We start from the raw sequence: 12,575 nt of genomic DNA on the forward strand, positions 1-12,575 counted from the left end.
TATTAAGTAGAACAACATTGCAAATGTATGGAAACAGAGTAGAATCGGTTTGTCTAATGATGCCAGATGTTTGCATTTTCATCCCAAACAAATAAAAAAATCCGCTCTGTAAGCCTTGTTGGGACATTTTTTATTGTTTGGGACGATTTTGTAAATCGGCTATTTCCGGATGGTATCAATATCTGTATGGCCTGAATGTGACTTTTGATATTCCGATGGAGAAACACCGTAAGCTGATTTGAAACATTTCGTGAAATAGGCAAGAGTACTGAATCCCGTAGCCGTTGCAATTTCGGTAATGTTCATTTCTGTTTGCTTCAGCATTTGTGTAGCTATTTCCAAACGTTTATGACGGATAAGGTCATTCAACGGCAGGTCGGTGATAGCTTTCAGTTTCCGGTAAAGGTTGCTCCGGCTGAATCCCATCTCTTCACAGATTTTGTCTACTTTCAAATCGGGGTCAGTGAGATACTTTTCAATGATTTTGAATAGTTTCTGCATGAATTTCTCATCGGCAGAGGTCGTTTCCACTTCAATTCCCATGGATTGCAGGGAGAAGTTTTTGCTATATACGGATTTTAGCTTCTCCCGCTGTGCCAGAAGATTGTAGATACGTACCAGCAGGACATCAATATTAAATGGTTTGACTACATAATCGTCTGCTCCCGACAAGAATCCTTCTTTGACATGCATCACCATCGTGCGGGCAGTGAGTAGAATAACGGGAATATGTCCTGTCTGCAAATTGTTCTTGATAAGTGAACAAAGTTCCAGTCCGTCGATACCGGGCATCATAATGTCCGTCACCACTAGGTCGGGAAATTCTTTCAGGACAATTTCAAAAGCATCCGAACCGTTGTCGGCTTCCAGTACATGGTAATATTGTTCCAAGTGTCCTTTTACGTAACTTCGTATCTCTTCGTTGTCTTCTACCAATAGAACTGTTTTGCCGGGTAGGGATGGAGTGGCTCCGGAAACGGTGTTTTCGGAATCAATGGCTCCGGACATACCCTTTTCTACTTGTTCATTGGTTTCTTCCGGGAGAACAACGGCATCCGCTACCTCTTCTTCTGTCATGGTGTGGTTTGGCAATAGGATAGTGAATACGCTTCCTTTGGGGGTATTGGCTGTGACTCCAATTTCTCCGTGATGCAGATGAACAACAGATTGAGTCAGGCTTAATCCGATACCTGTGCCATTCATATTCTCGCTACCTGTCGTGTGACCAACCTGGTAGAAGGGAGTGAAGATTTGGGTACGTTCATCTTCTGGAATTCCTTTTCCCGTATCTGCTACCTGAATCACTAAATAACTTCCCTGATGGGAGGTGATAAGCGGAGAATGTTCCGATAGCCAGTCGCTATGTTCTTGGCGGAGAGTGTCTATATCTGTAATCAGCAATAAACGCAGAGTGATCGTATCTCCCGGTACTGTGAATTTGAAAGCATTCGACAATAAATTGAAAACAGCTTTTTCGAGTAAGCCCTGATCGAAGCAGGCTGTCACCTCACCTTGAGGGGCCTGATATTCAAAGTGAATCCGTTTGCTTTCGGCAATCTGCCTGAATGTATAGAATATTTCGAGCAGGAAAGCATTCAGGTCGCTTTGAGACAGTTGGAGAGTAAGATTACCACTCTGGTTCTTCTGTAAATCCATCAATTGATTGACGAGAAGTAATAATCGGCGGGCATTTTTCAGAATCATTTCCAGTTGTGTTCTGATAAACTGGGGAACTTCTGCCCGTTTCATCAACTCTTCCAACGGACTGATGATAAGTGTCAGTGGAGTACGTAACTCATGCGAGAAGTTGGTGAACAGGTGTAGCTTTGTCTGATGGAATTCTTCCATGCGTTGTTTTTCCATTTGCTTCATGCGCAAGTCCAGTTCCAGTTTATGCTTACTGTACATATAATAGCCGATAGTAAACATGATTCCCAATGCGGATAGGACATAGAGAATATAGGCCAGTGGCGTTCCCCACCACGGAGAGCGAATGATGATTTCCATTTTCTTTCCGGTTTCATTCCATACGCCGTCATTGTTGGATGCTATGACCTGGAATGTATATTTTCCCGGAGCGATGTTGGTATAGAATGCTTCTTTACGACTACCTACGTAATTCCAGTCTTCGTCGTGACCGGAGAGTTTATAGGCATATTGGTTCTGTTTATGCAGAATGTAGTTCAAGGCACTGTATGCAATGGAAAAATTATTCTGATTGTAGGCAAGTACCAATGTTTGTGTATCATCCGGGGCACTATCCAGCAGATGAGTATCATCATTCGGTGTGATAACCTTATTGTTTACGGTCAGTTGGGTCAGTACTACCGGCGGCATGGTGTTATTCTTTAGGAGAGAGCCGGGGGTAAAAGAAAGGAAACCATTGCTTCCGCTAAAGTAGATCTCACCGTGGGGCAGACTGATGACTCCCTGCGGTGTAAACTCCAACGTTTCAGAACCGACAAAACAGTCATAACTACGTATCTGCCCGGTCTTGGTATTCAGCTCGGCTATTTCCTTATCGACACTAATCCATAAGTTATTATTGTGCTCCACCATGGCATATACCTCATTATTGGGTAGCCCCTCTTTCTTGCCAATATGTTTGACGACGCCTGTTCCTTGTTTATACAGGTATATTCCCCCTCCGAAAGTGCTGAACCAGATTTCACCGTTCGCTTTGCGCACCATGGAAGTGATGTAGTTATTTTCGAGTTTCTGATTGGGATTTGTCTCTGACATATTGCAACGGAGCACCGTTCCTTTTTGCATATCATATTCGTAGAGCCCGAACGACCGGGTTCCTATCAGAAAGGTATGGGCATTCAGTGGCAGGAAACTCCGGAGACTGGTAAAGTTGACAAACTCCTTCTTCTCTTTGCCATACGGGAACTGATTCGTGATTTTTCCGTCCGGAGACAGTTTCACCAGTCCTTTGTCGGCTGTCGTTCCAATCCATAGATTATTCTCTGCATCTTTATAAAAAGTATAGATAGCTATATTTTTTTCCCGGTCGAATGAATATACTAATGTGAACTTTCTGGAGGGAATATGGAATTTATAGACTCCTCCGGTACTTGTGCCACACCAGATGTAATCTCCGTCCAGTAACAGGGATTTGATGATGTTCTTGTTAAACAATCCTTGGGATGTCTGTTCAATCAGGAAGTTGGTATATTTCTTGGTGATGGGATCGAACTGCATTAATCCTCCTCCCTCTGTTGCAATCCACAATGAAGTGGAATCATACACCATCGTGCCAAAGATATTATATAACTTCTGGTTGTTATTCTCTACCGGATGGTAAAAGATGAATCGGTTATTGAGCGGGTTATAGTAGTTCACACCACCGGAGTAGGTACCTACCCAGAGCGTTTTTTCCCGGTCGATGTAGATACTGCGGACGGAAAAATGACTTAGGCTGTTCTGGTTGGCATCGAACCGGTTGTACTTGGATATATCATCATTTCTTAAATCCAGAATACTAAGTCCGTCAAACGTCCCGATAATCAATTTCTGGTCCTGCTCGGTGATGCAACGGATATAGTCATTTGTCAGTCCGCTGTTTTTCTGATTGTAGATGGATAAGTCTTTGGTCTTCGGGTTCCATTTATTCAGTCCTCTGGTTTCTGTTCCTATCCATATCTGATGTCGGGAGTCTTCGAAAATACAACTGATTGCGTCGTCCGACAGGGCAGGCAGTGTGCTTTTATTGAGTTGCTGAATCAACTCCATTTCAGGCGTACAGATAAATAATCCGTGACGGTGGGTACCAATATAAAGCCGTTTTTCTGCATCAATATAAAGCTGCATGATTGCTTCATTCTCCGGGATATGGTCGGAATATTTCTTCTTGAATTCCCCGGAACGGGGGTACCATATACATAACCCTGTTCGGGTACCAACCCACAGATTTCCGGACTGGTCAAATTGAAGAACGGCAATGTTGTTTCCTGCCATGCTTGGATAATCGTCCGTTTGATATTTGGTAATCTGATTGGTTTTGAGATTGATATAATTAAGCCCGTTATTGGTGCCTACCCACAATCCGTCATTTGCATCGTCCGGCAACAGGCAGGTGATATGATTGTCCGACAATGAATGAGGATCATCGTTATCATGCTTGTATACAGTAAATTTCTCCCCGTCGTATTTGTTTAATCCATTGCGGGTGGCAAACCAGATATACCCTTTGGAGTCTTGGGCAATGGCAAGGACTGATAGTTGCGACAAGCCATTCTTGAGATTGATATTCGAGAAATTGAATATCCCGCTTTCTGCGGCATGGGTCCGTGGAAAGCAGATAGTCAGGAGAATCAAGAAAGCAATAAAAGAAAATGAACGTATATGGAATCGAAGTTTTTGTGTAATAGAAATAAGGTTATTCTTTATCATAGTATTTCTTATAAATCTTTTGGTATTCCTTTTCCTTTTGGAATTTATCCAGCCATGTATTCAAACTATCGAGTAAGGCGGGGGATTGTTTGCTGACTGCCCATGAGTAGAACTGCGTGAAGCTGATAGCTGTATTAATATCTATTTGCGGCAACGAATCTGCTGCTGCCAGTGCGATACTTTCGTCACAAACGGCATAGTCGATGTCTCCATGCGCTACCATTGATATCAATTGTTCGGAACCGTATTTATCAATCTCTTTGATATAGATCGTGTCTCCGATCTCATTGCCTAAATTCTGAATACGCAAAATAGAAGGAGAACTTTTTACGACATGAAGTGTTCGCTGGGCTAAATCCAGCTGGGTACGGATATAGAGCGAATCATTCTCTCCAGTTTCTTTGCGTTGCACCAGCACTTGCTTGTTGAGGAAAATGGGAGAGGTGAGAAGCAGAGAGTCTTTTAACTTGCTGGTGGCTAATATGCCATAAGCAATCACATCATAACGTCCCTCGCTTAATCCTTCCAACCGCTTTTCGAAACTCATGATAGGTGTTATTTCGGCTTTGAGCCCTTTGTCCCGGGCGAATGCCTGGATCAGTTCGTAATGAAAACCGGAAACAGTGTCACTGTCTACATAAAAACTGATGGAATTATATTCAGTGGCTACACGTATGATACCCTCTTTGGCAATGGCAGCATAATCACGCGGATGTCCCGCAGGTTTTTCCTGCTTGCCGCATTGACGGAAAGAGGAGATAAATGCCAATACAACAATCACTGGCACTAAATATCTGAACAGTCTCAATTTGGGGCGTGATACCATAAGCCGTATAGTTTTTGTTAATCATAGAAATTCCATGAAAGACCGAATTTCAGCACACGTGGGTTGATGGGGTAGTGCGGAGACAAAAAGTAATTCGGACTGCTCATGCCCTGGTTCACGTGATACATCATTACATAGAAACGTGTACGCTTTAAATGTAAATTTGCATATACATTCACAATCGGATAACCTCCTATCTGTACTTGGTCGTCTGTCGGTTGCAGATGAAAATTCTGAATGGCCGGCATATAGGCAGGTGCATTGTATTTGCTGAAATAACGCACGTCGGCTCCCAATTGCACACTAAGTACTTTCTTCGCCAGTTTGAACTGCATATAGAAGTTATGATATAGCGAGAGATCAGGTAGGGGAAGTACAGTCTGGTCACTGGATTTCTGCCAGGTCACTTCATTGTCCAGATGGAAGATTCCCAACTTGAAGTCCTGATTAAGACTTGCAGATAATACCTGTATACTTCCGCTGTTCTGTTCCGGTGTTGCTTCTTGGTTGAAGTAAGTATAGTTCTTGATGTTTTCAACTCCTGCTTTCAGGCGTGTCCTCCAACGTGCAATGCTCAATTCCCCCTCAATACGGGTACGGAATTCCTTGTCCATATCGTCGTCCCACATAAAATGCTTGGAATGATAATGGCGCATATAGAAAGGAGCAAGCTTATTGCTGACTTCACCACGGGCTATCAGACTGACGGTATCTTTCCATAACGGGAAGTTCAGGTCAATATCTCCTTTTACATTAAATTGTCCGATGGCTTTTCCTGCCAATCCCACTTCTCCGATAGCATGGTAATGAAGTACATTTCCTTCACGTTTGGATAATTCTCCTCCAACAAATATTTCATTTTCGTTGTATTTGTCGGGCAACGGATTTCCTTCCATATTCATCAATGTATACTTGCTGATTTTATAGGAAGCGAATGCCGTCAATCCGGCTTTGGCATATTTATTAAAGCCTTCCAATAGAGCAATACCTATGGTATTCTTGATTCCTACATAGGTGGTACTGTCTCTGGCCGTAGGATTATCTGGGTCTAAATAAGTGTTTTGATAATAATTCTTCTCGCGCATATCATCATTCGAGTTGAAGGTATGCCGTGCCCGTTCTACCTGGATGGTGTGTATAAAACTGGTAACGGGGACAAACTCCTGTTTGGCGGGAGTGGTGTCATTTTCAGCCTGTGGTATGTCACGACTGAATCCCAGATTATATCGTTGGGTCAGGAAGACATAAAAGTCATGGTTACGGTTGGTCGTTGCATTTAGTACGGTAGGAATATTGGTTGACTCATATTCTCTTTGACCTTGCGCCATTTCTTCCGGTGCAGTGATATAGCGGTCGTCCTCAATACCTCCGTTTTCGTTTGTTTTCAGGTAATTGTTGCTGTATATAGCTTGCATCTGATATTTGTCGCCGATATAGCTACCGAAAACAGCTGCGTTAAAATACGCCGTATTCTGATTATTGTAATATCCTCGTCCGTACAGGTAGTCTATATTAAAGCCGAAAGCCAGTTTCTTGTTTACATTGACAGAGAAGTAAGATTTGAAACGCTCTTCCCCGTTCACTTTATTACCGGCTTTGTGATACGTCAGATTCGTATAAGGTACGTTACTGTTGGTAAAATTAAATTCCGTAGGACGAATAAAGAAACTGGAGAAAGGCTCCATGAAAATAGTCGGTTCCGGGTCACGGCGGTCAAAGAAGATGCGTGACATACGGGGAGAACCCATATTGGCCAGATAATTGTAATGTCCGGTAAGTCCTTCGGTCAGGTTTGAATTCTGGAAATGATGAAAGGCTGTATCTGCCGGTACTATGGTCCGGTCGCCCAACTGGTTTTTGATACGCCACATATACAATTTTGGAGGCAATCCCTGTACTTCGACATTTGCACTATCCAATCTGTCCGGAATCATGGCAGGGTCTACCTGATTTCCGTATTGGTCGTATCCGTTTTCGTCTACTCTCTGGCGACCATTATCGAACTGTGCCTGAACAGTCGTCAAACCTATAACGGAAAGTAATATATATAATAGTAAGATTCGTCTCATAATTGGAGGCAAAGATACTTACTTTAATTGAGAATTGAGAATTGAGAATTGAAAAATATGTTGCATCCTTTACTTGGCGAGCAATTATTTCTTAATTCTCAATTCTTAATTTTTAATTTATTAAACCTCACGGATTAACTCCATCCCTTTCTTGATAGCTTCCTCGTTCATAGGAATCAAGTGGTGGTGGCGTTCCGGCAAGGTTTTCTTCAATCCTTTAACCACATTCTCCAAAGTTACAACCGGACGAAGTTTCAATAAACCGCCAAGTACGATCATGTTGAATGCTTTGGCATTGTTCATCTCGTTGGCTGCATCCATTGCGTCAATACGATATACTTTGATATCCTTGCGAGTAGGAGGGTGGATAATTCCGTAACCGTCATAAATCAGGATACCGCCGGGTTTCACTTTGCTTTCGAACTTCTCGAGTGAAGGCTGGTTCAGAATGATGGCAGCATCATATTTACTTAGAATCGGTGAAGATATCTTGTCGTCGCTTACAATAACTGTAACGTTGGCCGTTCCACCTCGTTGTTCAGGACCATAAGCCGGCATCCAGCTCACTTCTTTGCCTTCCATCAGACCGGAATATGCCAGAATCTTACCCATAGACAATACGCCTTGTCCACCGAAGCCTGCTATAATAATTTCTTCTTTCATTGTTCTGTTGACTTTTAGCGTTATTCTTTATCTTTTAAATCACCTAGCGGATAGAATGGGAACATGTGTTCTTCCATCCATTTGTTTGCTTTTTCGGGAGTCATCTTCCAGCCGGAGCTGCAAGTAGAAACGATTTCCACCAGGTTGGAACCTTTACCGCTCATGGAATTCTCAAACGCCTTACGGATTGCTTTCTTAGCTTTGCGGATAGCCGGTACGGATTGTACGGACTGGCGGGTTACGTAAGCGGTTCCTTCCAATTGGGCAGCGATTTCAGTAATCTTCAGCGGATAGCCATGAAGTTCCACGTCACGTCCGTAAGGACAAGTCGAACTCTTCATTCCTACCAGTGTAGTCGGGGCCATTTGACCACCTGTCATACCATAGATGGCATTGTTGATAAAGATAATCGTAATGTTTTCGCCACGGTTCAAAGCATGTATGGTTTCAGCTGTACCGATACAGGCCAAGTCACCGTCGCCTTGGTATGTAAATACGAGACGGTCCGGCCACAAGCGTTTGACAGCGGTTGCCACAGCAGGAGCGCGCCCGTGTGCTGCTTCTTGCCAGTCAATGTCCAGATAGTTATAGGCGAAAACCGCACATCCTACCGGAGAGATTCCCACTGTTTTATCTTCCATGCCCATTTCCTCTATTACTTCGGCAATGAGTTTGTGTACCACGCCGTGACTGCAGCCCGGACAGTAGTGCATGGCGTTATCGTTCATCAGAGTCGGTTTTTTGTAAACCAGATTCTCGGGTTTGATTATTTCTTCTTTAGTCATAACTTCTTCTCCTTATCTGTTGGTGAACCGTATAAAAAACTCCATCAGCTTGACAAAGATTGCCGCGCCGCATACGTAGATAAACATTTTGAAATCTTCTTTGGCTACAAAATAGATGATGATGGCTGCGACGGCCAATATCATAAAGAGGATATTCAGTACGTTTCTTATTTTATCGGGATTCATCGCTTTATTTACTATTTTTTATTTACGATTTACGATTAAGATTATTTTGCGACTTACCATAGTTACTTTAATCGTAAATCGTCTAATTACATTATTTTTTCTTCCAAGGCAGTTACAATTTCATCCGGGTCGGGCACAATACCGCCGAGGCGTCCGAAATGTTCTACCTTTATTTTACCGTTAACAGCCAGGCGGACATCTTCAATCATCTGTCCGGCATTCAGTTCCGTAACAAGCATGCCCTTTACTTTATCAGCATAAGAGGCAATTGCCTTTGTCGGGAATGGCCACAAGGTGATCGGACGCAGAATACCTACTTTGATACCCTTTTCACGAGCTAGTTCCATTGCTTTTTGGCCAATGCGTGCCATTGAACCAAAGGCGATGATCAGATATTCTGCATCTTCGCAGTTTATTTCTTCAAAACGTACTTCGTTTTCTTCGATTTTACGATACTTGGCCTGGAAGCGGAGGTTGTTGATTTCCATTGCTTCCGGTTTCAGTTCCAGAGAAGTGATAATGTTCGGTTTGCGGCCTTTCGCCTTTCCGGTAGTAGCCCATGGGCATTGTTCGATTACTTCCGCTTCCGTGCGGCGTGCTTTTTGAGCAGGAAGAACTACTTTTTCCATCATCTGTCCGATCACACCATCAGCAAGAATAATAGCCGGATTACGGTATTTGAATGCCAATTCGAATCCCAGTGCTACAAAATCCGCCATTTCCTGTACGGATGCCGGTGCGAGTGCTATCAGTCTGTAGTCACCATGACCACCACCTTTTACAGTCTGGAAGTAGTCTGCCTGGCTCGGTTGGATGGTTCCCAGTCCGGGACCGCCACGCATCACGTTCACAATCAGACAAGGAAGTTCGGCACCTGCGATGTAAGAGATACCTTCCTGTTTCAGACTTACACCAGGACTTGAGGATGATGTCATAACCATTTTTCCACTACCTGCACCTCCATATACCATATTGATAGCTGCCACTTCACTTTCTGCCTGGAGTACTACCATGCCGGTTGTTTCCCACGGTTTCAGTTCGGCCAGCGTTTCCAACACTTCCGATTGGGGAGTAATAGGATATCCGAAGTATCCATCCGCACCGCAGCGGATAGCTGCATGGGCGATGGCTTCGTTTCCTTTCATTAATACAACTTCTTCTGCCATATTCTTTTCTTTTATTCTACTTTTACTTTATACACTGAAATACATCCGTCCGGACAAACCGTTGCACACGAGCTGCATCCGTTGCAGGTATCTTCTTTTACTTGCCAGGCATAGTTATAGCCTTTCATATTTACCTCTTTATTGAGGGCGATTACATCGAGCGGACATGCCACTACACACAGGTTGCATCCTTTGCAACGCTCCGTGTCGACTACGATTGCTCCTTTGATTTTTGCCATAATCTTTATTTTATTACGTTATCTTTGAGTTCGATTATTGATTAAACATATCTTTGTGGTAGAAATTGAGGATATCAATTGCCATTTTCCTGGCCTGAACGGCAGGGCTGTCCGGATTGAGCTCGATGGCATACTGGTAGTTGTCCAGTGCCCGCTTCCAATCTCCTTTTTTTCGGTAGGCATTTCCCCGTAAATAGTAAAGAGTATCTTTCTCTTTTTCGACAGAAGTGTCCTGGAGAAGCTGGTCCAATTGCTTAATCGCTGTGTCCACATCCCCCTGATTGATAAGCTCTTTTAGGTTGTCTATTTGCTCCATTTCTTTCGTCTTTCGGGATTCTGAAACGCAAAGATAGTTTTTATTTGTGTAAATGGGGCAAATGAAGACGGAAATTTACAACGTTTGGACTTTATTGTATATTCTATGAATATATAGTCAGGATGAAAGAAAAAACGGATCTCATCTTTTTTGTTTATAACGAGAATATATCTATTTTTGTCACCACCAACATGATTGGTTTTGTTTTCTCTGATGATGATTATTAATACACTTTGGCCTTGTAGAATACTGAAATGAAAGATGAACATGTGAATGATATAAATAATTATCAGAAACTGTATATGCAATATGCGCCCATGTTGTTGCGTTTTGCTGGGAAGTTTATTTCTCCTTTCTTTGCAGAAGATATTGTGCAGGATGTATTTCTTAGAATATGGGATAAACAAGTTTTTCTGTTATCTGAATCAGAGGTTAAAAATATATTGTTTGTTGCTGTCCGGAATGCCTGTATCGATCATTTGCGTCGTATTAGTCTCGAACAGGAGTTTGCCGATAAGCGTGCTATCCAGCTCAAATTAGATGAGTTGAGCTTTTACGACGGTGCTGATGAGTTATTTATGAGGAAAGACTTGATAGCACATGTGATGGCGAAAATAAATGAATTGCCCGAAAAAAGACGCGAGATCTTCTTGTTGTCATATATGGAGGGACTTAAGGCAGCAGAGATTGCTGAAAGATTGAATTTATCCACGCGAACAGTAGAGAATCAATTATATAGAACATTGCTTTTCTTGCGAAAGGAACTTCAGACGGCTTTTGTCTATTTATTTATGTTCGTATAGCCTGCATGAATTCTCGTTTTCCATCACGTAGAAAAATATAATTAAAAAAAATAAAGAAGTCGGTGAGTAGTTTTTGCCGATGGTTCGTTACATATATAAAAACAGGTAAATATTATCTATTTATATATGGAAAACATGATTTCAGATTTGATAATAGGGTTTTTAAAAGGTTCGTTGAATGAGAAAGAGATCAATCAGTTTTATGATTGGGTGAATGAAACACCTGAAAATAAAAAGATTTTTTTCGAAGCGAAGATGGTCTATGATGCTTGCTTGTTTAAAGGAAGCGATATTGATATGGATAAGAGCTGGCAACGTTTATTGGAAAAGAAACAGAAGCAGACTCCAAAGAAAATATACACTCTTTTCCGGAGAATTCAGACTTATGCGGCAGTCGCTGTTATCGCCATCGCCCTTACTTCTACTATCTTCTTGATGTTAAATACTACTTCTCCTGCTCCGATAGCCGAATATGTGAGTGGTGATGGAATTGTTGCTGATAAGATAATACTGTCAGACGGTACACAGGTGAGCATGGGCAGTCAGTCGAAATTCCGTTATGATCCTCATTATGGAAAAGATAAACGTGTGGTTTATTTGGAGGGAGAAGCATTCTTTGATGTAGCCAAGCAAAAAAGTAAACCTTTCATCGTGGTTGTGAATGGGCAGGAGATAGAAGCTTTAGGCACCAAATTCAATGTGGAAGCTTATCCGTCGGATTCTGTTGCTGTTACTACTTTATTGGAGGGCTCCATTCGTTTGACTAGTGAAAATATAAATACTCCGGTTGTTTTAAGACCCAATCAACAATATGTCTACAATAAAGATAAAGGAACTTATAAAGTAGATAAAGTAGAAGCTTCTCTTTATACATCATGGATTTCCGGTTATTATTATTTTCATGAAGAAAGTTTAGACGGAATATTGAACAGGCTGGGACATATTTACGGAGTCGATTTCCGGGTTCAGTCGGATAACTTGAAAGGACGTAAATTTACCGGAACCTTCTATCGGGGACAAAGCATTAAGGATATTCTGGATGTGATAAATGTCTCAATTCCAATTCAATATCAGGTAAATAAGCAACATGTGATTATAAATTGAATAACTAATCTAAATTAAGAACG

At 42.1% G+C, this 12,575-nt stretch carries 11 protein-coding genes; 2 read left to right on the forward strand and 9 right to left on the reverse strand.

The annotated features are described in order from the left end of the window. Positions 1-159 precede the first annotated feature (159 nt). The 9 genes from I2I13_RS05910 to I2I13_RS05950 all read right to left on the reverse strand — a co-directional run bounded on the left by I2I13_RS05910 (position 160) and on the right by I2I13_RS05950 (position 10,645). On the reverse strand, positions 160-4,395 hold the full coding sequence (locus I2I13_RS05910; RefSeq protein WP_195649079.1) for a two-component regulator propeller domain-containing protein: 4,236 nt from the start codon (positions 4,393-4,395) through the stop codon (positions 160-162). Continuing rightward, a complete protein-coding gene (locus I2I13_RS05915; RefSeq protein ID WP_195649080.1) occupies positions 4,382-5,221 on the reverse strand; it encodes a transporter substrate-binding domain-containing protein in 840 nt (279 codons plus the stop codon). The genes I2I13_RS05910 and I2I13_RS05915 overlap by 14 nt, the downstream gene beginning before the upstream one ends. Before the next feature lie 17 nt (positions 5,222-5,238). Continuing rightward, positions 5,239-7,290, reverse strand: a complete 2,052-nt coding sequence (locus tag I2I13_RS05920) for a putative porin (RefSeq protein WP_195649081.1) — start codon at positions 7,288-7,290, stop codon at positions 5,239-5,241. A gap of 120 nt (positions 7,291-7,410) precedes the next feature. Beyond that, complete coding sequence (locus I2I13_RS05925; RefSeq protein WP_074556452.1) at positions 7,411-7,953, reverse strand: 2-oxoacid:acceptor oxidoreductase family protein; 543 nt, start codon at positions 7,951-7,953, stop codon at positions 7,411-7,413. Positions 7,954-7,973: 20 nt separating this feature from the next. Beyond that, positions 7,974-8,738, reverse strand: coding sequence for a thiamine pyrophosphate-dependent enzyme (locus I2I13_RS05930; RefSeq protein ID WP_005677852.1), 765 nt, complete (start codon positions 8,736-8,738; stop codon positions 7,974-7,976). Positions 8,739-8,750: 12 nt separating this feature from the next. Then, positions 8,751-8,924, reverse strand: a complete 174-nt coding sequence (locus I2I13_RS05935; RefSeq protein ID WP_008999147.1) for a hypothetical protein — start codon at positions 8,922-8,924, stop codon at positions 8,751-8,753. 86 nt (positions 8,925-9,010) lie between these two features. Beyond that, positions 9,011-10,090, reverse strand: coding sequence for a 3-methyl-2-oxobutanoate dehydrogenase subunit VorB (locus tag I2I13_RS05940; RefSeq protein WP_074556453.1), 1,080 nt, complete (start codon positions 10,088-10,090; stop codon positions 9,011-9,013). Between the two features lie 11 nt (positions 10,091-10,101). Next, positions 10,102-10,329, reverse strand: a complete 228-nt coding sequence (locus tag I2I13_RS05945) for a ferredoxin family protein (RefSeq protein ID WP_004297419.1) — start codon at positions 10,327-10,329, stop codon at positions 10,102-10,104. A gap of 34 nt (positions 10,330-10,363) precedes the next feature. Continuing rightward, positions 10,364-10,645 (reverse strand): tol-pal system YbgF family protein, encoded by a 282-nt coding sequence (locus I2I13_RS05950; RefSeq protein WP_008999149.1) that lies wholly within the window; start codon positions 10,643-10,645, stop codon positions 10,364-10,366. Positions 10,646-10,899: 254 nt separating this feature from the next. Between I2I13_RS05950 and I2I13_RS05955 the strand changes: the two genes are divergently transcribed. Continuing rightward, a complete protein-coding gene (locus I2I13_RS05955) occupies positions 10,900-11,448 on the forward strand; it encodes an RNA polymerase sigma-70 factor (protein ID WP_148366231.1) in 549 nt (182 codons plus the stop codon). Positions 11,449-11,574: 126 nt separating this feature from the next. Next, on the forward strand, positions 11,575-12,552 hold the full coding sequence (locus I2I13_RS05960; protein WP_148366233.1) for a FecR family protein: 978 nt from the start codon (positions 11,575-11,577) through the stop codon (positions 12,550-12,552). The last annotated feature ends 23 nt before the right edge of the window (positions 12,553-12,575 follow it).

Origin of the sequence: Bacteroides sp. D55t1_190419_B8 (assembly GCF_015558905.1) — a bacterium.
GTDB classification, from domain to species: domain Bacteria; phylum Bacteroidota; class Bacteroidia; order Bacteroidales; family Bacteroidaceae; genus Bacteroides; species Bacteroides vicugnae.